Source organism: Formosa sp. A9 (genome assembly GCF_051200825.1).
Classification (GTDB): domain Bacteria; phylum Bacteroidota; class Bacteroidia; order Flavobacteriales; family Flavobacteriaceae; genus Formosa.
This window is the reverse complement of the sequence record NZ_CP195158.1, coordinates 3,564,929-3,587,840: the sequence shown is the minus strand read 5'-3', so window position 1 is coordinate 3,587,840 and position 22,912 is coordinate 3,564,929. Positions and strand designations below refer to the sequence as shown.

18 protein-coding genes are annotated in these 22,912 nt (G+C 36.4%); 3 read left to right on the top strand and 15 right to left on the bottom strand.

Features of this window, described 5'->3' with window-relative positions; genetic code table 11:
• Positions 1-15 precede the first annotated feature (15 nt).
• Positions 16-1,794 carry a 1-deoxy-D-xylulose-5-phosphate synthase gene (gene dxs, locus ACR9EA_RS15750; RefSeq protein ID WP_435135185.1) on the bottom strand — a complete coding sequence of 593 codons (1,779 nt, stop codon included), beginning with the start codon at positions 1,792-1,794 and terminating at the stop codon, positions 16-18.
• A gap of 40 nt (positions 1,795-1,834) precedes the next feature.
• Here dxs and ACR9EA_RS15745 point away from each other — a divergent pair, with 40 nt between their 5' ends.
• Positions 1,835-2,284, top strand: a complete 450-nt coding sequence (locus tag ACR9EA_RS15745; protein WP_435135182.1) for a nucleoside deaminase — start codon at positions 1,835-1,837, stop codon at positions 2,282-2,284.
• On the opposite strand, the gene ACR9EA_RS15740 is transcribed toward ACR9EA_RS15745, so the two are convergent.
• From ACR9EA_RS15740 to ACR9EA_RS15705, 8 genes are all read right to left on the bottom strand, one after another.
• On the bottom strand, positions 2,281-2,520 hold the full coding sequence (locus tag ACR9EA_RS15740; protein WP_435135179.1) for a hypothetical protein: 240 nt from the start codon (positions 2,518-2,520) through the stop codon (positions 2,281-2,283). The genes ACR9EA_RS15745 and ACR9EA_RS15740 overlap by 4 nt on opposite strands.
• Before the next feature lie 8 nt (positions 2,521-2,528).
• Positions 2,529-4,316 carry a chloride channel protein gene (locus tag ACR9EA_RS15735; protein WP_435135176.1) on the bottom strand — a complete coding sequence of 596 codons (1,788 nt, stop codon included), beginning with the start codon at positions 4,314-4,316 and terminating at the stop codon, positions 2,529-2,531.
• Between the two features lie 46 nt (positions 4,317-4,362).
• Entirely contained in the window at positions 4,363-6,117 is a 1,755-nt protein-coding gene (gene aspS / locus ACR9EA_RS15730; protein WP_435135173.1) for an aspartate--tRNA ligase, read from the bottom strand.
• Positions 6,118-6,228: 111 nt separating this feature from the next.
• The gene (locus tag ACR9EA_RS15725; protein ID WP_435135170.1) at positions 6,229-7,923 is read right to left on the bottom strand and encodes a serine hydrolase domain-containing protein; all 1,695 of its coding nucleotides are present in this window, start codon (positions 7,921-7,923) and stop codon (positions 6,229-6,231) included.
• Positions 7,924-8,190: 267 nt separating this feature from the next.
• Positions 8,191-11,673 (bottom strand): efflux RND transporter permease subunit, encoded by a 3,483-nt coding sequence (locus ACR9EA_RS15720; protein WP_435135168.1) that lies wholly within the window; start codon positions 11,671-11,673, stop codon positions 8,191-8,193.
• 9 nt (positions 11,674-11,682) lie between these two features.
• Positions 11,683-12,849, bottom strand: a complete 1,167-nt coding sequence (locus tag ACR9EA_RS15715; protein ID WP_435135165.1) for an efflux RND transporter periplasmic adaptor subunit — start codon at positions 12,847-12,849, stop codon at positions 11,683-11,685.
• Between the two features lie 13 nt (positions 12,850-12,862).
• A complete protein-coding gene (locus ACR9EA_RS15710; RefSeq protein ID WP_435135162.1) occupies positions 12,863-14,203 on the bottom strand; it encodes a TolC family protein in 1,341 nt (446 codons plus the stop codon).
• A gap of 9 nt (positions 14,204-14,212) precedes the next feature.
• Entirely contained in the window at positions 14,213-14,815 is a 603-nt protein-coding gene (locus ACR9EA_RS15705) for a TetR/AcrR family transcriptional regulator (protein ID WP_435135159.1), read from the bottom strand.
• A gap of 126 nt (positions 14,816-14,941) precedes the next feature.
• Here ACR9EA_RS15705 and ACR9EA_RS15700 point away from each other — a divergent pair, with 126 nt between their 5' ends.
• Together ACR9EA_RS15700 and ACR9EA_RS15695 are read left to right on the top strand one after the other, a co-directional pair.
• A complete protein-coding gene (locus ACR9EA_RS15700) occupies positions 14,942-15,916 on the top strand; it encodes a polyprenyl synthetase family protein (RefSeq protein WP_435135156.1) in 975 nt (324 codons plus the stop codon).
• A gap of 4 nt (positions 15,917-15,920) precedes the next feature.
• Positions 15,921-16,268 (top strand): hypothetical protein, encoded by a 348-nt coding sequence (locus ACR9EA_RS15695; RefSeq protein WP_435135154.1) that lies wholly within the window; start codon positions 15,921-15,923, stop codon positions 16,266-16,268.
• A gap of 8 nt (positions 16,269-16,276) precedes the next feature.
• Here ACR9EA_RS15695 and ACR9EA_RS15690 read toward each other — a convergent pair whose 3' ends face one another.
• From ACR9EA_RS15690 to ACR9EA_RS15665, 6 genes are all read right to left on the bottom strand, one after another.
• Positions 16,277-17,296, bottom strand: coding sequence for a cytochrome-c peroxidase (locus ACR9EA_RS15690; RefSeq protein ID WP_435135151.1), 1,020 nt, complete (start codon positions 17,294-17,296; stop codon positions 16,277-16,279).
• A 95-nt stretch (positions 17,297-17,391) separates the two neighbouring features.
• Complete coding sequence (locus ACR9EA_RS15685) at positions 17,392-18,237, bottom strand: MbnP family protein (protein ID WP_435135148.1); 846 nt, start codon at positions 18,235-18,237, stop codon at positions 17,392-17,394.
• 446 nt (positions 18,238-18,683) lie between these two features.
• Positions 18,684-20,666, bottom strand: coding sequence for a TonB-dependent receptor plug domain-containing protein (locus tag ACR9EA_RS15680; RefSeq protein WP_435135146.1), 1,983 nt, complete (start codon positions 20,664-20,666; stop codon positions 18,684-18,686).
• Between the two features lie 6 nt (positions 20,667-20,672).
• Positions 20,673-21,614 carry a hypothetical protein gene (locus ACR9EA_RS15675; RefSeq protein ID WP_435135143.1) on the bottom strand — a complete coding sequence of 314 codons (942 nt, stop codon included), beginning with the start codon at positions 21,612-21,614 and terminating at the stop codon, positions 20,673-20,675.
• 214 nt (positions 21,615-21,828) lie between these two features.
• Positions 21,829-22,167, bottom strand: a complete 339-nt coding sequence (locus ACR9EA_RS15670) for a hypothetical protein (protein WP_435135140.1) — start codon at positions 22,165-22,167, stop codon at positions 21,829-21,831.
• A gap of 123 nt (positions 22,168-22,290) precedes the next feature.
• Entirely contained in the window at positions 22,291-22,722 is a 432-nt protein-coding gene (locus ACR9EA_RS15665; RefSeq protein ID WP_435135138.1) for an alpha-ketoglutarate decarboxylase, read from the bottom strand.
• Positions 22,723-22,912 lie beyond the last annotated feature (190 nt).

Below are 22,912 nucleotides of genomic sequence, written 5' to 3'. Positions count from 1 at the left end.
CTTTTTTGTTTATATTTAGTTTTGTAATAGGTGTTCTAATGTTTTGGCAACGCTTGTGGCATCTAAGCCTAAATGCTGTTGTAGTTGGATTATACTTCCTTGCTCTATAAAAGTGTCTGGAATGCCTAAATTTGTTATCGCGATCTTGTAATGGTGAGCTGATGCAAATTCTAAAATAGCACTACCAAATCCGCCAGATAAAACATGGTCTTCAATAGTAACAAGTTTAGTAAACGTCTTGCAAATGCTGTGCAGTAATTTTTCGTCTAAAGGCTTAACAAATCGCATATCGTAATGCCCTATTTTAGCCTGTAATTCTGGGTTCAATACATTTATGGCATCTTCAATATTGTAAGCCATTGTCCCTATGCTTAAAATGGCTATTTCGTTACCGGATTTTAATTGCTCAGCTTTTCCTAGTTCAATCTTTTGGAAAGGTGTTTTCCAGTCAATTTCGCGACCTCTACCCCTGGGGTACCTAATTGCAATGGGGTGCGATAACCCAAGTTGGGCAGTATAAAGGATATTGCGTAATTCTGCTTCGTTTCTAGGCGCAAAAACAATAAGGTTTGGTATGCATCTTAAATAAGCTAAATCGAAAACCCCATGATGTGTAGCGCCATCTTCACCCACCAAACCAGCACGATCCAGACAAAAAATTACAGGTAAATTCTGTATGGCAACATCGTGAATAATTTGGTCGTAAGCCCGTTGTAAGAATGTTGAGTAGATATTGCAAAAGGGTATTAAGCCCTGTGTGGCCATGCCAGCAGCCAACGTTACCGCATGTTGCTCGGCAATACCAACATCGAAAGCGCGGTCTGGAAATTCGGCCATCATATATTTTAAAGAACTACCTGTAGGCATGGCAGGTGTAATGCCAATAATATTGTTATTCTGCTTGGCTAGTTCTACTATAGTATGTCCAAAAACATCTTGAAATTTTGGTGGTTGTACGGTTGTTGATTTCACTATTAAGTCACCAGTTTTAGCATCGAATTTTCCAGGAGCATGATATTTTACTTGGTCTTCTTCGGCTTGTTTTAAACCTTTTCCTTTTGTGGTAATAAGGTGAAGAAACTTCGGACCTTGAACTGTTTTTAAATGTTCCAGGGTTTCAATAAGTTTTGGTAAATCGTGTCCGTCTATAGGGCCGAAATACTTGAAATTTAATGCTTCAAAAATGTTGTCTTGTTTTTGTGTGCCTTTTTTTACATTGGTAAGGTACATTTTTAGCGCACCAACACTGGGGTCTATACCAATGGCATTATCGTTTAAAATAATTAAAATGTTGGCTTGGGTAACACCTGCGTGATTTAGCCCTTCAAAAGCCATTCCGCTGGCTATAGAAGCATCTCCAATAACAGCAATATGTTGTTTGTTAACAAAGCCTTTGAGTTGCGATGCAATAGCCATACCTAGTGCTGCCGAGATAGAAGTTGACGAATGCCCTACACCAAACGTATCGTAAATACTTTCGTCGCGTTTTGGAAATCCACTTAGGCCTCCAAATTGTCGGTTTGTATCGAAAAGTTTACGGCGTTCGGTTAAAATTTTGTGCACATAAGCTTGATGTCCCACATCCCAGATTAAAAGATCGTCTGGAGTATTATACACATAATGAAGCGCAATGGTAAGCTCTACAACGCCCAGACTTGCCCCAAGATGTCCCTCTTTAGTGGCAACGATTTCTATAATGAAATCGCGTATTTCTTTAGCTAAAAAAGAAAGGTCTTTAACAGCTAATTTCCGAAGGTCTTTAGGTGAATTTATATTTGAAAGTAAATGTGCCATACGAGTACAAATGTACGTTTTGAAATTGTATTTTTACAGCATGGAAAATATTTTTGACGATACTTATTTCATGAAAAAGGCACTGCAAGAAGCAGAGCGTGCTTACGAAAAAGGCGAGATTCCTGTTGGTGCAGTTATTGTAATTGATAATACCATAATTGCAAGGGCACATAATTTAACCGAAACACTAAACGATGTTACAGCGCATGCCGAAATGCAGGCTATAACAGCTGCCGCCAATTATTTAGGCGGTAAATATCTTAAAAAATGCACACTCTATGTTACTTTAGAACCTTGCCAAATGTGTGCAGGCGCATTATATTGGAGTCAGATTTCTAATATTGTTTACGGTGCAAGAGATGTCGAGCGTGGTTGTATTCAGTTACAAACAAAATTACATCCTAAAACCGTATTGCGTGGTGGTGTTATGGAAGATGAAGCTTCGGGTTTAATGAAGCGTTTTTTTATTGAAAAACGGAATTTAAATTAAAGCGTTCGGTCGTCGCCTTCGCGCTCGCGCATTTTCTGTAAGTTCTCCTTGGTAAGCATGTAATCTTTCACATCTTTATCTTTCCAACGGTAATAGGCAAAAATGGGGAATACAATTAAAAATAAGCCGGCCACACCAAAACCTATAAGCTTTTCGGCATAGGGTACGTCTAAAATAAAGCCTGCAAAAATACTTCCTAAAGTTAATGCAAATAGTATGTAAAGTACGTATTTCATAACAGCATCTAATTGGTAATATTAATTAACTGGCGTCTGTAAGCCGTGAGTAATTTCGATTTCGAGATAAACCCAATATATTTTTCATCTTTAACAACAGGAAGGTTCCATGCGCCGCTATCTTGGAATTTCTTCATAATATCGGTCATTTTATCGTTGTTGAGGTCGATGATTTCTGGCGGATTTTGCATAACATCTCTTGCAAGCACATTGTCGTATAGCGTTTGGTCGAACATGATTGGCCGGATGTCGTCCAGTAAAATTATACCTACTAATTTATCTGACTTCTGACCAATTACAGGAAAGATATTTCTATTGGATTTAACTACAGCTTGGTGAACAATATCACCTAAGGTCATTTTAGGGTTTAACGGAATAAAATTAGTTTCAATAATTTTTTTAATATCCATTAAGGTTAGCACAGCATGGTCTTTATCGTGTGTAATAAGTTCGCCTTTACGCCCGAGTTCCATCGTATACACAGAGTGCGGTAAATAGCTTTTGGCAATGCTAAACGAAATGGCAGAAGTCAGCATTAACGGAATAAATAAATCGTAGCCTCCTGTTAATTCAGCAATTAAAAATATAGCGGTTAATGGCGCCTGCAATACCCCAGCCATAAGGCCTGCCATACCCACCAATGTAAAATTACTTTCGGAAATAGAACTGTTTAACCAACTGCTATAATTTACTAATTTAGCGAAACAATGCCCCATTAAACTGCCCATAAATAAGGTAGGGGCAAAAATACCACCAACACCTCCAGCTCCAAAAGTTAAGGCGCTGGCAATAATTTTAAATACAATTAACCCGCATAGTAGCATTATTACGGTCCAAAAGTTAGAGGTGTCTAAACCTAAAAAATTATTGGTAAGTGCTTTTTCTGGGTTTCCGGCAATTAAGTTGTTTATAACATCGAACCCTTCACCGTATAAAGGCGGAATAAAATAAATGAGAATACCAATACCAATACCGCCAATCAATACACGTTTCATAGGTGAAGAAATGGTGTCGAAAAAACTTTGAATGCGGTCGTAAACTACTGTAAAGTATATAGACACTAGGGCAGCAACGACGCCTAAAATCATATAAAACGGCGCATCTGAAAAATGAAACTCGTCTTCAATTTTAAATGGTAAAATTATATCGTCACCAAAGAAAAAGTACGAGGTTAATATTGCCGATAACGAAGCTAATAACAGCGGAAGCATCGAAGCCAATGTGAGGTCTAAACTAAACACTTCTATAGCAAAAATAATGGCTGCAATAGGCGCTTTGAATATCGATGACATGGCGCCAGCAGCAGCGCAACCTACCAGTAAATTACGTGTAGTCTGGTTCATGTGGAACATTCTGGAAATGTTAGAACCAATAGCTGCACCGGTAGCAACAGTTGGGCCTTCCAGACCTACAGAACCTCCAAAACCAACGGTAATAGGGGCTGTTAAAATAGAACCAAACATTTGGTATTGCCGCATTATACCTTTGCGTTTGGCAATGGCGTAAAGTGTTGAAGGAATACCGTGACTTACTTTGTTGCGGATAATGTATTTTATGATAAGGTAAACCAGTGTAAATCCAATAATAGGAAACACAAAATAGAAGGCATGATGGTAATATTTTACAAAATTACCCTCTAAAAAGTGTTGAATAAAATGGGTTAGGTTTTTTAAAGTTACCGCTCCCAATCCCGAGGTAAACCCCAAGACGATGCTTAAAAAATATACAAATTGCCTTTGGGAGATGTGCTTGGCTCTCCAAATTAAAAATTGCTTTAAGACGGTTTTTTTAGGCATACAATAAATCTACTAAAAAATCCTGCATGTGCAGGATTTTAATGGTTTATGATTTTAAATTTAAAGACAAGTGCAGTTCGTCCAGTTGCGCGTCGTCTATTGGTGCTGGAGCATCAATCATAACATCGCGGCCAGAGTTGTTTTTTGGGAAAGCAATAAAATCTCGAATTGTTTCTTGTCCGCCAAGTATTGCTACCAGTCGGTCTAAGCCGAACGCCAAACCACCATGTGGTGGCGCTCCGTATTCGAAAGCATTCATAAGGAATCCGAACTGTGCTTTAGCTTCTTCTGGAGTAAATCCTAAATAGTCGAACATTAAAGATTGGGTTTTCTTATCATGAATTCTGATAGAACCTCCACCGATCTCGTTTCCGTTTAATACCAAATCGTAAGCATTTGCTTTTACGTCGCCAGGATTGGTTTCTAATAATTCCAACTGTCCTGGTTTAGGCGATGTAAAGGGGTGATGCATGGCGTGGTAACGCTCGGTTTCTTCATCCCATTCTAAAAGCGGGAAGTCCATGACCCATAACGGTGCAAAAACTTTAGGATCTCTTAAACCTAAACGTTCTGCAAGCTCCATACGCAAAGCACTTAATTGTGCACGTACTTTATTTGTGGCTCCCGAAAGGATACAGATTAAATCGCCTGCTTTGGCACCTGTAGCTTCTGCCCATTTAGCTAAATCGTCTTGATCGTAAAATTTATCGACAGACGATTTAAATGTGCCATCTTCGTTACAACGGCAATATACCATGCCTAAAGCGCCAACCTGTGGACGTTTAACCCAGTCTATTAATTTGTCTATTTCTTTTCTGGTATAGGCATTACCGCCAGGAACAGCAATACCAACAACCAATTCGGCATCGTTAAATACTTTGAAGTCTTTATGTTGTGCAACAGCATTTAATTCGCCAAATTCCATACCAAAACGGATGTCTGGTTTGTCGTTACCGTATAAACGCATGGCATCATCGTATAACATTCTTGGGAATTCATCTATTTCCACACCGTTTACTTCTTTTAAAAGATGACGTGTTAAACCTTCAAATGTGTTTAAAATGTCTTCTTGCTCTACAAACGCCATTTCGCAGTCTATTTGTGTAAACTCGGGTTGTCTGTCGGCGCGTAAATCTTCGTCTCTAAAACATTTAACAATCTGGAAATATTTATCCATGCCACCTACCATAAGTAATTGCTTAAAGGTTTGTGGCGATTGTGGTAAGGCGTAAAATTCGCCTTCGTTCATACGGGAAGGGACTACAAAGTCGCGTGCACCTTCTGGTGTCGATTTTATTAAATATGGCGTTTCAACTTCTATAAATCCGTCTTTAGATAAATAGTTTCTAACCTCTTGTGTAACTTTATGACGGAAGATTAAACTGTTTTTTACAGGATTACGACGGATATCTAAATAGCGATATTTCATTCGTAATTCTTCGCCGCCATCGGTGTCGTCTTCAATGGTGAAAGGTGGAAGTTTAGCATGGTTTAAAATGCTTAGTTCCGATACTAAAATTTCGATATCTCCAGTGGCAATATTTGCGTTTTTGGAATCGCGTTCTATAACAGTTCCTGTAACTTGAATAACAAATTCGCGCCCTAATTTTTGCGCCTGTTCCATAATAGCTTTTGGGCTACGCTCGGCATCAAAAATAAGTTGGGTAATACCGTAACGGTCGCGTAAATCTACCCAAACCATAAATCCTTTATCGCGTACTTTTTGTACCCAACCAGCAAGTGTTACTTCTTGGTTAATATGCGATGCTCTTAATTCACCACAATTATGACTTCTATACATATCTAAATTTTTGCTGTGCAAATTTAAGGAAGTTATATGATTATAAACTAAAAAATCCGAAGCATTATACTTCGGATTTTTTAGTTTATAACTTTATTGTTTTAAAGATCATTATGTTTTTATTTTTTTTAATTCGAGATTTTGGACTCTGTCAGATGAAAGGATTAGACTAGTAATCTCATTGGTCTTTTTTAAAAAGGTGATGGTGAAGCCACCCCATGCAATATGTGGTATGTTATATGTTTTATAGGGAGTTTTAAAATTGATTTTTATCGGTTCGTAATTTTTTACTTTTAAAAACAAGTTCTCATTCTTCTTAATAAACTCATAGGAAACATTTAGGGTTTCGTTTCTGTAAATACCAACGTATGAATCTAAATTAAGGTGAAAATCGGCTTGTCTATTTAAATGCTCTACGAGATCTACGTATTCGTTTTTTACATGTATATCTAATTTGGAAGGTTGTTTGTTTTTAAATTCAGAAAAGGTAAATGTCTTTAAGGATAAAACATAAAAATCTTTAGGAGTGGTGGCGTGGACAAAAACAGAATCGGATATAGGAACTAGTTGAAATGGAACATTATTCTCTCCAGAAATACCAGTAAGTTGATTATTTATTATGCTAAAATTAAATTGCGTGCTTTCTTCAAGAGCAAAATTTCCAGAAAATTGTTGTAGTTTGTTTAAAGGCATTTCAATGGGAACGTTAACAGTAGTTTCATAATTGGGGGTAATTGAAGTGGTATCTTTATCCTGAATAAAAAGGTCGAAAAAAGCCGAGGAGACGTCATATTCAAAAATGTTTCCATTGTTCAATAAAACAATTACCGATAGTTTTTTCTCAGGTAAAGTATGGAAGCTAGTACGAAACCCTAAACTAACTCCTGAATGGCCGATTAATTTAAAACCTTTATAAACTGGTGAATTTAATCCTGATGCATACTCTAGAATTTCTCCATTGTTTAAAACACCCGGTTTCGTCATTTGTTTCCAGAAATCGGCATTTAAAATAGTCATTTGGTAAAATTCATTTTCCCATTTTTTGAGATCTTCTAATGTGGATATAATTGCTCTACTCGAAACAATATCTCTAGCTATTTCAATTCTTTGCTTATAACTGTTATTAATGTCTTTAGAGTATCCGTTAGCAGCGTTGTATATAATGATTTCTGGATCTTTAACAAGTTGGGTGTCATACATTTTTAAAGGGGTGAATAAATGCTCTTTTAGGTGATTTTCTAAGGAATTATCCGAAATTTTTTCCACAATTTTACCTAATAACCAATATCCAGAATTGCAATATGACCATTGGTCGCCAGGTGGGAAATTGGTGATATATAGGCTGTTAAGTAGTTTCTCTATTTCATAATCGGTAATTATTATATCTTTTAAAAGTAGATCAAAGGCTTGCTCAAAACTCCAGATTCCGCTAGTATGGTTTAGTAAATGTTGTATGGTAATATCTTTATAATAATCTGGTCCATTGGGGAAATATTGATCTATGGTGTTGTCTAACTGTAGTTTGCCTTCTTGTGCTAGTAAAATAATGCAAGCTGCTGTAAATTGTTTTGCTATAGAGGCTAGTTGAAATTTCGTTGAAATTTTATTAGGTACGTTAAACTCTAAACTAGCTAAACCAAAAGCTTTTTGATAAATAAATTCCCCATTTTGGACAACACCTACAACACCTCCTGGTTCGTTGGGCTTATCCCATTGTGCTAATACAGCGTCAAATTCCGCTACTGTTTTTTGAGAATAGGAAAATATGGAGATTAAGGTTCCTATTAAAAATAGAACATTTTTCATTTTATTGATTTTTTAGTTGTGTAAAAACTGTATTAGGGAAGAAAAATCAATTTGCTATTAAAATGAACATAAATCAAAGATAATGAATTATATGTTATAATGTATTTGTGTTAAAGTAAAAATATGCGGTTTTAAGTGACAATTGGAATAGGTAATACACTTTCAGTAACTTACCAGTTTTGGTTTAATTATGCTTATCTCCATAAAAAAAAAGCTACTTTCTAATCAAATCAGAAAGTAGCTTTCATTTTTAAAAGTCAGTTTCAATTACGCTGCAACACGGGTAATGCGTTTTTCTGCTAACCACATTTTAAAGCGAGTTATGAGATAGAAGAATACAGGGACAACAATTAAGGTTAAGAATGTGGCTATTAATAAACCGTAAATTACGGTCCATGCCAACGGCCCCCAGAACACAACGTTGTCTCCACCCATATAAATATTGGCATCGAAATCGCTAACCAGAGTAAAGAAGTTAATGTTCAAACCGATAGCCAAAGGAATTAAACCTAAAATGGTTGTAATTGCCGTAAGTAAAACAGGTCTTAAACGTGCTTTACCCGCTTTTACTATGGCTTCTAATAAATCGGCTTTACTTAAATAATCATCTTCATCTAAATCTAGAGCATTTTTCTTTCTGTCTATTAAAAGTTGTGCGTAATCTAAGAGTACTACACCATTATTTACTACAATACCGGCAAGCGATATAATTCCCATCATGGTCATCATAATTACGAAAGCGCTTCCTGTAATTACAAGTCCGCCAAATACACCGATAAAACTTAGGAAAATAGCCAGCATAATAATTCCTGGTTTAGAAAGCGAGTTGAATTGGAATATTAATATGAAGAAAATTAAACCTAAGCCAATAAAGAAGGCACTTACTAAAAAGGCCATTTGCTTATTTTGCTCTTCGATTTGCCCTGTGTAATCTATTTTTACACCTTTTGGTAAATCTTTAAAGGTTTTCATTTCTCGTTGTATTTGTGCTACTATCGCACCAGCATCGGTATAACCTGGTGATAAGGCCGAATAAACAGTTACCACACGGCGAGTGTCTTTGTGCTTAATGGCATTAAAACCTGAAGTGTTGTTTTGTTTGGCTACGGCCGATACAGGAATCTCTTTAATTTGCCCAGAAGCCATATCTCTAAAGGTTATAGATTGGTTGAAGATGGCGCTAGTATTGTAACGGTTGTCTTCGTTAAATCGCACATAAATATCGTAATCGTCGCCACCTTCTTTGTACACTCCAGCTTTACTACCAAAAATAGAGTTACGTAATTGCTGGCCTACTTGACTTGCGCTTACGCCTAATTCTCCTGCTTTTTCGCGATCTACAACCACTTGCATTGCGGGTTTATCTTTGTTAACATCAATTTTTAACTCATCGATACCTGCAATATTTTTTTGGTTGATGAAGTTTCGCATGTCTTCTGCAAGAGCGATTAATTCGGTATAATCATCGCCTTCAATTTCAATATTGATAGGGGAACCAGCAGGTGGACCATTTTGGTCTTTTTCTACCGAAATAAGTACGCCGGGATAGATGCCTACTAAGGCAGTCTGAACCTTTTGGCGCAATAATTCACTATCGGCACCACGACGATACTTGTATTCACGCATTGAAGCGGTAATTTTAGCTTTATGTGGCATCTCGGCAGAAGAACCACCATCGGTTTGCGGATTTCCAGCACCTTCACCTACTTGCGAAACGGCACTTTCTACAAGAAAATTGTAATCACCATCTTTATACATATTGTCGTTAAGTACGGCGTATACTTTATCTTCTATTTCTTTAGTAATCGCATTGGTTTTTTCGATATCTGTACCTTCAGGATATTCTATGTAAACAATAATCTGGTTCGGTTTGTTATCTGGGAAAAATTCTACTTTAGTACGTTGCGAAGCTAAAGAAGCTCCAAAAGCTATAAAGGCTATTATTAATAAGGTGAATGTGGAGATGGTTACAAAAACTGGCCACTTTTTACTTAAAGCACGTCTTAGCTCGCGTTCGTAAAGATTTTCTAGTTTTACCAAAGTGTTGGTTTGAAAGTAGTTGGCCATTTTACGTAGTGCCAAACGGTAAATCCAAAGCATGAGAGCCGTAAATAACATTAAGCCTCCAAGTCCGCGATAGGCGCCACCAAATATTAAAATAAGCAGACCAATAACCGAAACTATACTGGTTATGGCTATAATATTCTTTAACGGCATGTCTTTATCTTCAGTAGTCATGAATTTTGAAACCAGAACCGAGTTAAAGAAAATGGCAACAAATAAAGACGAACCTAATACGGTTGATAAGGTTATTGGCAGCAGCATCATAAATTCTCCCATAACACCAGGCCACATCCCTAATGGTATAAATGCAGCTACAGTAGTTGCAGTAGAGATAATGATAGGAAAGGCAATTTCACCAATTCCCATTTTAGCAGCTTCAACACGGCTCATGCCTTCTTCGTCCATCAATCGGTATACGTTTTCTACCACCACAATACCGTTATCTACAAGCATACCGAGCCCCATAATTAATCCGAAAAGAATCATGGTGTTTAGGGTGTAGCCTAAAAGATTTAAAATAACCAACGACATGAACATAGACATTGGGATGGCAAACCCAACAAACAGGGCGTTTTTGAAACCTAAAAAGAACATAAGTACGGTTACAACCAGAATAATACCAAATATAATGTTGTTAACTAAATCGTCTACCTGTCCAATAGTTACCGACGATTGGTCGTTAGCAATGGTAACGGTTAAGTCTTCTGGAAATACGTTAGCTTTGGCATCTTTTACGATTTGCTGAATTTGTTCTGCAGCATCGACCATGTTTTTTCCGGCACGTTTTTTAACATCTAGCATGACCACACGATGGCCAAATTCGCGGGCATAGGTAGTGCGGTCTTTTTCTTTAAACGTTACTTTGGCAATATCTTTAAGGTAAATCGGGTTGTTGTGTTCCGATTTAATTACGAAGTTATTAAGTTGTTGCGGATCGTCTATCTCGCCTAAAATGCGTATGGTACGGCGTTGTCCGCTCGATATTAAGTTACCAGCAGACATGGTTACGTTACCACCGTTAATGGCATTTATAACATCGTCGAAGCTTACCTGTGCAGCCATCATTTTAAAAATGTCTACAGCAACTTCTACTTCTTTTTCTTGGGCACCACGGATGTCAACCTGTTTTATTTCCTGAAGGTCTTCGATCTCGTCTTGAAGATATTCTCCAAATTCTTTCAGTTTGGTCACCGGGTAATCTCCAGAAATGTTAATATTTAAAATAGGCATTTCTTCAGATAAGTTCAGGTCGAATGCAGAAGGTTCTACCTTGGCACCGTTAAACGTAGGCCAATCTTCGCTGGCGGTTTCTGAATCTATTTCGTCTTTAACTTTTTGTTTGGCTTGATCTACAGAAATATTTTCGTCGAATTCAACTATAATCATCGAGTAATCTTCTTGTGAAGTCGATGTTATTTCAACCACATTACTAATGGTTTTTAACTTGTCTTCTAACGGGTCTGTAATTAATTTCTCGATATCTTCGGCTGTGTTTCCTGGGTAGAGGGAACTTACATATATTTTAGTTTCCTTTACTTCCGGGAAGTTTTCTCTAGGCATGCTGTAATATGCCGAAACCCCTAAAAAGAGAATTAAAGCCATGAGAACGTAAATCGTGGTTTTGTTGTTAATGGCCCACGACGACATTCCAAATTCTTTATCGGTTTGCTTTTTTTGTTTTGTCATGATTTTGGCTTAGTATTTAATCACTTTTATGGTTTGTCCGTCTCTAACGCTACGGGCACCTTCTTTAATAATTTCGGCACCGTCGTTAATACCGTTTAATACTTCTATAACATCGCCTTGAGTTTTACCGGTTTCTATAATGGTACGTTTGGCTACAGCTTCATTATCGCTGTTTTTCTCTGCAATTACATAAATGTATTGCTCGCCATTGGCATTTTCAGAGATGATGCTTAACGGAATAAGTATCGCTTTTTCGTTGGTGTAATCGTTTATTTTTAACCTAGCTGTAAGGTTAGGTTTAATGTGTTCTTTTTGGTTTGGTACTGGAACTTCTACCTTAAAGGTTCTGTTAGCCGGATTAATGAAATTACTGGCTTGTCTTACTTTAGTTTCTACCGTAGTTCCTAAAACAGGAAATTCTACAATAACTTTTTTACCCTCATCTACATCTTTAATATAACTCTCTGGTACTTCGGTTTCGATGTACATGTTTTTAAGATTTACAATGCGGATAAGTTGCGATTGCCCTGGCATAACCACACTACCTTCGTCTGTAATAATATCGTCTATAACGCCATTAAAAGGTGCTACGATATTGGTTTTAGATAATTGAGTTTTTAATTGATTTACCGATTGTTCTTGAGCTTCGTAGTTAGATTTTGCTTGTAGAAATTGTATTTCGCTACCAATATTTTCTTCCCATAAGCGTTTCTGACGCTCGAAAGTGGTTTTGGCAAGTGCTAATTGAATCTCCATTTGCGATACTTGTTGCTCTAAACCGCCATCGTCTATTTTTGCTAAGATCTGACCTTTGCTTACATTTTGGCCTTCTTTAACGTAGATTTTGGTTAAAATACCCGAAACTTCTGGGTATATAACAATGTTTTCTTTGGTTTGTACGCTACCTTGTAATTCTAAAAAGTGAACAAAACGTTCTTTGTTTGCGACTACGGTGGTTACTAAAGGTAATTTTTTAGTGTCGTCTAATTCTGCTATTTTTTCGTCTATGCGTTTTAACTGCTCGCTAATGGTAATTTGTTCGGTTTCTATTTGTGTGCGTCGTTCGCGAATTTGTTCTAAGTTTCCTTCGTTTAAAATATCGTCTAACGATTTTTCTTTGCCACCACAGGCAATTAATAGAAAGGATAAAGCGGCGATTGTATATATGTGTTTCATGTGTTGATGTTTATTAATTAATGGTGCTTAAAATGGCGTCTAATTCTGCTTTTTTATTGATGATGTCTAACATGGCTTGTAGGTATTCTTGTTGTGCCGAATATAATTGTGTTTGGGCCTGTCTTAAATCGAAACTAGAGGCAATACCTTCAAAAAATTTAGTTTCGTTTTTCTTTTCTATGCGTTCGGCTAAATCTAGATTTTGTTTTTTATTGTTAAAATCTTCTATAGCAAATTGGTAATCGCTTTTAGCAGTAGCGATTTGCAATTGCAATTCCTGTTCAACCTGTATTAAGTTTTCGTTGGCTTTATCTAAATCGATTTTTGCACGTTGCGTTGCTGCTGTACGCCCTAACGAACTGAAAATAGGAATATTTAAACTCACCCCGAATAAGGAATTGCCAAACCAATCTTGATTATTGGTAAAGAACTCGAATTTTTGTCCGAAACCATTATATCCTCCGTTTATAAAGGCGCTCAAGGTTGGCATGCCAGCTGCTTGTGCCAATTTAACCAGAAGTTCTTTGCTTTCTAATTCGTTTTCGGCAATTAAATAATCAATGGTGTTTTCTACACTGTCGTCTGCTTCTAAGGCAGCTAAAGAGGTGTATTGTAAGCTTAAGATTTCTAAGTTATCGGTTAAAACAATGTCTGTATTGTAGTCTATACCCATAGTAATGTTTAACATTTTATAGGCTAGCACCTTTAAGCGCTTTACATTGTTTAAATCGCTTATTAAGCTGGAAAGTGTAATTTTCATTTGTTCTACACTTTCTTCTTCTTCCAATCCGTTTTCGTATGTTTTTTCGATTTCGTTTAAATTCGATTCCAGAATGGCTTTGTTGCTATTTAAAATGATTAAGCTTTCTTCGGTTAATAATACATTCCCGTAAGCATTTATGACTGCTTTTCTAACTTCTAAATCGGTTTTAATTTTAGCATTTTCAGATATTTCTAAATATACTTTAGCCGATTGTAAGCCAACGATGTACGACCCGTCAAAAAGTAATTGACTTAAAGTGGCTGTAGCTGCCATGTTTTGTTTTGGGCTAAATTCTACAGGAATAAACGTGCCCGGCTCGCCACCAGCAATTTCTCCTGGAAGCATAGAAACCTGTTGCTTTATCCAGTTTTGGTAATCTACCGTTGCATTCAATTGTGGTAGTCCAGTAGCTGTGGTTTCCCATTTTTGCTTTTCGGCAGCTTCAATATCGCGAACAGCATTTTTTGCTTTTCGGTTATTTATTAAAGCATAGTCTATGGCTTCCTGTAAGCTAAATTGCTGTGGCACTTCTTGCGAAAACGCAGCAAGACTAAAGCATAAACTAAGTAGAAAAAGTATTCTGTTTTTCATTATATAATTTTAATTGTTTGTTTTTATTTGATTTAAAAATTCTTGACCTTTTATGGTGCTAATGCCGCGAAGGTGATAGTCTAAAACGTAACCTAGCAGCTCTATTTTGGTAAAGGTGTCTTTAGGAAATACTTCTTCGTCTTTTAGCGATACCATTAAAGCAAAAAATGCTCTCGATATAAATTCGATGTTAATATCCTCTCGGTAATAGCCTTCTTTTATGCCGCGTTTTAAGTTGCCCGAAATACAATCTTTGGTAATTTCGAACTGCTTTTGTTTCAAAATTGAAAAAATACGCGGATAATATTTTTTGAATTGATACTCGGCTGAAGGTCTTTCGCTATTGATTTGTGATATAATGAAATCTTTCATTTTTAAAATTTCTTCTATCGGATTCACTTTTGCACAAAAACACAAATTTATAGCGTCGTTTATGCAATTGAATTTAAATATAGCAGTGGCTTCAACCAGTTTGGTTTTTGTGGCAAAATATTGGTAAATGGTTTTTTTCGAGATGCCCATCTCTTGGGCAATATCGTCCATGGTTACACTTTTAAATCCGAGATTTAAAAATAAGTCTGCCGATTTTTCTATAATCTTTTCTTTCATCATCTTAAAATTCTGTGCAAATATAAACATGGAAACTTAAAAAACAAAAATAGTTTCCGTGGTTTAATGCTTTGTTAACATTCTAAAAACTAAATGTGGTAATTTGCTATATTCTTTTATTTTTGTGGCATGCAAAACATATCATTCTTCCAAGACGCTTTTGTTGCTTATTTAAAGCAGTTTGAAACCCAAAAAGAACCCGAAAATCTTTATAAACCTATTAGCTATATTTTAAGTTTAGGCGGTAAGCGTTTGCGACCGGTTTTAACTTTAATGGCAGCCGAAATTTTTAACGCCGATTACAAACAGGCTTTAAATGCAGCATTGAGTATAGAAGTGTTTCATAATTTTTCGCTGATTCACGACGATATAATGGATGATGCGCCTTTGCGTAGGGGGCATGTTACTGTACACGAAAAATGGGATGTAAACACCGGAATTCTTTCGGGAGATGCAATGCTGATTATGGCATATCAGTTATTCGAAAATTACGAGCCAGAAACGTTTAGAGATTTGGCGAAATTGTTTAGTAAAACAGCTTTAGAAGTTTGTGAAGGGCAACAATACGATGTGGATTTTGAAACACGCGACGATGTAACTATTCCCGAATATCTTAAAATGATAGAATACAAAACTGCGGTTTTGGTTGGGGCGGCCATGCAAATGGGCGCAATAGTTGCAAAAGCAAGCGAATCGGAACAGCGTTTAATTTACGATTTTGGTAGGTGTTTAGGCATTGCCTTTCAGTTGCAGGACGATTATTTAGATGCTTTTGGAGATCCTAAAACGTTTGGGAAACAAGTAGGTGGCGATATCATCGAAAATAAAAAAACGTTTTTGTATTTAAAAGCTTTAGAATTTTCGGGAGCCGAACAACAGCAAGAGCTTAGACATTTATTTGCGATTAGCCCAACCGACAGTTCCGATAAAGTCGAATCTGTTAAACAATTGTTTGTGAGTTCTGGAGCTGCTGAAGCCACAAAACAGGAAATAACAGCTTATACACAACAGGCTTTCGAGGTTTTAAAACAATTGAAAATTGGTGCTGAAGAAAAGCAGGTGTTAAAGCAATTTGGTGAGAATTTAATGAATAGAAGTGTGTAAATAAATGCAATTACAAACTACACAAGATGTTTTACAGGTTTCTTTGCAGTACGAATTGTACGGCCAATTAGTCGCGCAGCTAAACAAAGATTTTCGTTTGGCTAATATGGATTTTGATCAGCCTTTAGATATTGCGCCTAAAGATTTAAAAGTGCAATTGCAAGACATTATTTTTAACCTGATTCAGAATGCATTCGCCGATTATCTAAACATGTTATACATTATAGATGTGCCAGAACGTGAGATTAAACAATTAGATGGTAGCGATACCGTATTGTTGTCTGAGCAGGTGGCGTTTTTAATTTTAAAACGCGAATGGCAAAAAGTGTGGTTCAGGCATCAGTATAAATAATATCTCGCTTAAGGATTTATAAAACTACTATCGCTTAAGGTGTGCATAAAGGCAATGATATCTATTTTGTCTTGTTCTGTAAGCGGAATTCTGTAGTTGTTGGCTTTAAAAATAGGATCTAAATTATCTGAATCAATAACGCCATTGTCGAAATAGTCGAGAACTGCTTTTAGGCTGGCGAATTGTCCGAAACTTCCGTAAGGCCCCGTATATGCTATATTACGTAATGATGGCACGCGAAATTTCATGTAATCGTATTGTAATCCGGTTACACGAGCTCGGCCAGCTTCGTTTGTAGCCTGATTTACAGGAAAACCAACATTTCTAAAACTTTGGTCTGTAAATAATGCTGTACTGTGGCAACTGGCACATTTTTCTTGAAAAATGCTGTAACCCCTAGCTTCACTTTCTGTAAACGTTTCGGTGTGATCTCTAACAACACGATCGTATTTGCTATTGGCAGAAATTAAGGTGTATTCAAATTGGGCAATGCTTTCAAAAATGCGTTCGGAGGTTATAACGTCGTCTCCAAAGGTATTTTTAAATAATTCTAAATAGTCTGGGTCTTGTTCTAGTTTACTAATTACATCCAGCATTGAAGAATCCATTTCTTCATGGGTGATAATAGGGACTATGGTTTGTTTTTCGAGTTGTAATTTGCTGCCATCCCAATTGTAAAAGTTCATGAAAGCCAGATTCTGAATAGGAGGTGTGTTGCGTATTCCTATTCGGCCTTCAACACCAACAGCTTGTTTTTTTTGGTCTGTAAAGGCATGATTTTGCATATGGCATGTGGCGCACGAAATGCTGTTGTCTATACTTAATCGGGTGTCGTTAAATAATTTTTTTCCTAAAACTACACCGTATTTTGTTGGGGCATTGCTAAAAAGTGCCGCATTGGGAGTCGGGAAATTGAGTGGAATATCCAAAGCAATTTCCGGATTATTTATAGGAGTGTATTCCGAATCGTCTGTGCCACACGATAGCGCAGTAAATAGTAATACTAAAACGATTAGTTGTTTTATCATTTTTTAACGATTAAAATTGATGGAAACTGTCTGAAAGCGATTGCTTAAAACATAGATCAAGCTGTTGTTTGTGCTTTCAGACAGTTTTTCAAAAGTTAGTCTACACTAGTAATCGAAAACATACCAGTAATATCGGCTGCGCCGTCTCCACCTAAATTATCTACATACAACACCATGTTGTTAGCGGTGTGTGTGCTAGGTGTTGCGTTTCCTTCTCCTAACGTAATAGTGTTAATTTTGCCACTTAATAGCTTGTCAAAGTCGGCTTTAATAGTAATGGTTGTTGCATGCTTACCAACGTTGGCAGCAGTAGTTAGGTCTAACGTAATATCTCTGTAAGCATCTACACCTTGTGTGTAACTGCCTTCTTCGCCTTCAATGGTGCTTCCGGTGTGTACCGATAGGGTTTTGTTGTCTGTATCGTAAAATCCTTCAATTTTAGTGAAACGGTATCCGGTACCCCATTCCCAGTGCATTTCGGTATCGTTGGCACCTGCAGAAGCATAAAAGTTAGGAAATCTAGCTTCGTCTAAAGTGTTTAAATCGGTTTTAACACCAAGTCCAAATTTTATTTTGGTGTATTCGTCCGACGGAATATCGCTCATTACAAAATTTAACGTTTCAGGTTTAGATTGATTCACTACAATGGCACCGTTATCTAAGTCGTTAACATGGTATGGAAATTCCGAACCATCTGCTTTTATCAACCGAATGTTACTAATAACATATTTTAATTCTGAAAAATGATGCGTTTGTCCTTCGGCAGAAGTGTTTACTGTAGCAGTTGATGAGCTAGCATCTCCAAGAACAATCGTTGTGTTTTCGAACGTATTGTTGAAAGTTAATGTTACGTTGTTAGCCACTGGATCGTCGTCGGTAGAACAAGACATTACTGCTAAAGGAAGGGTTGCTAAGGTTAAAAGTTTTTTTAAGGTTTTCATATTTAATATTTTTTTTGATATCTAATTTTTAATGGTTTTTTGTTGTGTTGTTATATGAGCTTACAATAAATGGTGTCTTAAAATTGGTGGCGGAATATTGATTTCTATCTGCGGTGCGGTGTAATGTTTAATGTAAAAATCAATAATTTTAGTGTGTATAGAAGCTTGTTCTTGTTCGGTTTCGAATACAAACAGGGGAGTTGTTATTAAATCGATTTGTTTGTAAATGCTGTTGGCTGTAGATTTAGAATTTTTAGATTTTTGTAATTCTTTTTTTTAATAGCAGGAGCCGTGACATTGCAGTTCGGGCTGGTTTTTGTTTATGCATAGCGTTTCTTCTATACTGGCTTGGTTAAGTTTAAAGTGTACAAGCATGAGTGCTTTCTGAAACCCGATCAGTAAGCACAAAACCGCTAATAAAACACTTAAAACTTTTTGCATGAATGTTATAAATTAATTTTTAAAGATGTAAATACATTACGCCCCATTCTAGGGATATTCCCCCAGTCGGCATAGGTACTGTAATACGTGTTCAGGATATTTTCTACACCTACCTGAAATACAGTTTTTTTGTTTTTAATACGAAACGTGTAATCTGTAGAAAAGTTCCAAATGGTATATCCAGGGGTTTGGTCTTCGCCGTATTGCGGACTGTAATTAACCTGCTCTAAATCGCCATTTATACTAGTTTGAAAATTTAAATTTTTATATTGATAATGTAAAGTGGCTAGGTAGCTAAGTGGCCGTATAAATGGTAAATTACCTTGATCTTGGTCTTGTCCTTTGGCATAGGTTACTGTACCATTTAGGTGTAAATTGTTGGTAATAGCATATTCCAAATTTAAAGCGGCATTAAACAGGGTAGCATAATCTAGCGAAGTGTAGCCCTTTACGCCAACAGACTGATAATTCATGGGGCTGCCCATGCTTAATATTTCACCAATAATGTAATTATCGATATAGAAATAATTAAGATTACCTTCAATCTTTATTTTTTCGGTCTTATAGCTGGCGCTAGCATTGGCTTCGTAAGACACTTCGTTTTTTAAATCTGGATTGCCAATGTAGTCGTAACGATCAAAACTATTGTAAATGTAATAGCCATAGCCTTCAGAAACCGATGGCGCTCTATGGCCGTAACCACCACCTATTGAAAAATCGAAATCATTAAGCTGTACATTGTAATTAGCAAACAGACTCGGGAGTAATCTTGTTTTTTCTTGTGGCGCTCCAGGGTGGAATATCCAATTGAATTCTACATATTTAGAATAGTTGTAATGTACACCTAAGCTTCCTCCAAAATTAAGCTGACTGTTATATGATATATCTAAGGCGTTGTTTAAAGATAATCCGACATAGCGTGTGGTAACCCAAGGCCAGCTGTAAGCAAACATGGTGGTTTCGCTGTAATCTTGTGGGTACATACGCATTTCTGCAATAGAAAGATTATCGTAAGCATTCAATTGAATTTCGGAGGATAAATTGTCCTTTTGAAGCTTCACCTTTGATAGCAAACCGTAAGTGGTCGTCCAACCGGGCATGTCCATATGCACTAAGTTTTCTGGTCGCGTGGTATCATCCATATAATGCTCTACAGTATTATAGTACAATTTAGAATCCCATAGCTTAATAGTTTTATCTTCAAAAAGTTGTTTGTAGGAAACTGAAGTAATTAAAGCGCGAGATAACCATAAATCCATAGGTAGGGCAGAGTATCCAACATCTTTGGCAACATCAAAAATAGCATCTATTTTTACAGCAGAAAGCGCACTTGTTTTATACGAAAAACCAAGAGAGGTATTGAATTTTTTAAATTGCGAATGATTGACTTCATCGTTATTTCCATCTGAATAATTTTCTGCTTTTCTATACGATATACTGCCATCTGCCGCTAATTTGGTATTAGAAAACGATACATTTCCTAAGTTAAAAAATTGCTGGTTATTAAATTCGTAACCAGTTTGGTAAGCGCCTTTCCAGGTTTCTTGGTCGCTAAACATGGTTTTTTTGCGTTTTAGGTCGATACTTCCTGCTACGGTTGCGCCTTGTTGCCCACCTTCTTGTCCGGATTTTATTGTTATAGAAGACAAATTATTACTTTCTACATACGAGGTAATGGGGTCCATTTTGTCTGTACACGCACCAAAAACATGCATACCATCTATTGTGATTGCCGAGCGTTCTGTGCTCATGTTATTCAGTAAGGGTTCCCATGCATAGCCACCGCGTTTTATAAAACTAATGTTGTTAGAGCTGGCAAGAAATTCGTCTACTGTAACGCTTTTTTTAAGGTCGGTTTCTAATTTGCTTTTAGCAATAGTTTTAAGCTCAACGGCATCCAAAACCGTTATGCTGTCTTGCTTGGTTTTAGTGTTTTGAGCACTTAAAGTACATCCCCAAAAAAAGAATAAAAGAAAAAGATGCTTCATTTTAATTTAGAACAAAATGTCTATAAATAATTCGCTTTTAGCGCCTTCAATACCTGGGGTGAAATCGGTTGGGACTTCGGTGCCTTTAACAATTTTTCCATTTTGATTTATTAAAATGAAATTGAGCGTCCAATTGCCTGTCATCGTATAATTCACTACTCCATGATATAATTTGTCTTCTTCTTGAATTAAATCCTTGTTGTTAGGTGACGAATGGTTTCCCATAGAAGGTTCTGGCATTCTTGGATCTAGTTTTAGGGTGTAATTTTCGACTTCGGAATACGAGAACTGTTCGGGGTCTGGAAATGTTGTGCTTGTATTTGCGGGTGGATTATACTTGTAAATGCCAGCAACTAATTTGTTTTCAGCAATTTTTGGGCTTTGTGGCGCAACCAATGCAATGTAATACATATCGTTATCATGACCTAAAAACGTGGTCATGTTAAGGTTTTTATTACTTTGCTCGGCTACATTAATGTCTTGCGAAGCCGTTAAGGTTTCGTAAACATCGGTTATACCAATATAAAATTGCCAATGGTTGGCAACATCGCTTTTGTTGGGAAATACTACATAGCCCGAATAATAGCCATTTTCGTTATTGTAATTTAAATGATATTGATGCGGCCCCGACGACGTTTCGTTTATAGCGTTAGTCTTAATAGGTAGTAACGTAACATCAACATCCGAAACTTCTTGGTTGGTAGAGCTGTTGGTTACCGTTAAACGGATATCGTTATAACCTGTATACAATGTGCCGTTTAAGGCTTGTATACTAATGTTGTAATTACCGATGCTAAGTTTTACAGCTTCTTCGTAATCTATATATTCCGGTATTTCGGTTGTTAATTCATCTTCATAATCTGTTTTATCTATAGTGCAAGATGAGGTTGCAAAATATAGTATAACAAAAAGCAGGCATGAAAAAACAACATAATGTGGTTTAAACATAATTAGTGTTTTTAAATACAATACACATAAGGTTGAATGCCAACAGATTTAAGTTGAAGCACCCAACATTAGTGTTAAAAACTAGAGTAAATGTGATTTTCTAAAGTGGTGTTATAAAACTATAAGTACAATCGCAGTTGTAACACAGTTTGTGTATAACTCGATGAGACTTATAAAGCAGTATAAAAAATATAGAAAAAGTCGTGTATGTATTTTAAACGTAATTAGGTGGAGGTGTATCTATATCTAAATACAGGTTTTTAAAGTGTATTGGATTAGCAGTTGATGCTTGCTTGTTATAAGTGGTTGCAAGCCAAATAGAGGTTAGTTGATTTACAGGAGATATTTGAAAGGCATCTAATGTTAATCGTTTATTATTTTCTGAAGGGGCTTCAGAATTAGTGTCTGGATTGTTCTTTGCTAATTCTTGTCTAAGGTGACATTTACCATTACAACCTTTTTGTTCTTCTTTTTGAACACATAAAGTTTTGGCAATAACATCCTGATTAATTAAAAAATCGGTAATGGTTAACATATTGCTTACGTTGTGCATGCAAAGCACCAGTGTTAAAAACGTGGCAAAAGTAATATGTGTAACCTTGTGTTTCACCCAAAAGAAATTTTGAGTCGCAAAGATAATTAAATTAATTGGTAAGCATTTTGTTTTTAACCAGATTTAGAAATAAACTCTTATAAAAGGAGCCCACGCCGAAGCATAAATACTTTTGTCGTCGTCGTAAAGTACGTCGTAGCGTACCCCAAAAGTTACATTTCTAGTGCTGTAGCCAACACCCAAATATAAAGTCGGGAGCCAATATTTGTCGTCTTCGTACAATACTCTATCGCTATCGAAGTTTCTGTTAACATGTAGTTGTTGGTATTCGGCCGACAATTGTAAAAAATCTAAAGGATTGTAAAGCGCTGTTAATGTTCCGCCTAATATCGTGGATTGATAAAAATCTTTCTGGCTGTTATAGGTGAAATTGAATCCTACTCCTAATGCAAATTGCCTATTAAATTGATAAATAGCAGTAGGTTCTAAGCTTCCGCTAAAAAAATCGTTGCCAAAACTTAAACCGATGCCGCCTCCAAAGCGCACTTTGCTCATGAAATCTGAATTTTGCGCATTTAAACTCTTAAAAGAGCCTAAGATTATAATTGATAATATTAAAGTTTTGACAAAAAAGTAATGTGTTCGTTTCATCCTTCGGAAAAAATAACGTTAAAAATGTATTATAAATATAATAAAATCATATCTCATTTTCCTAAAAATTGTATTTTTGACAAAATTTTGTCAA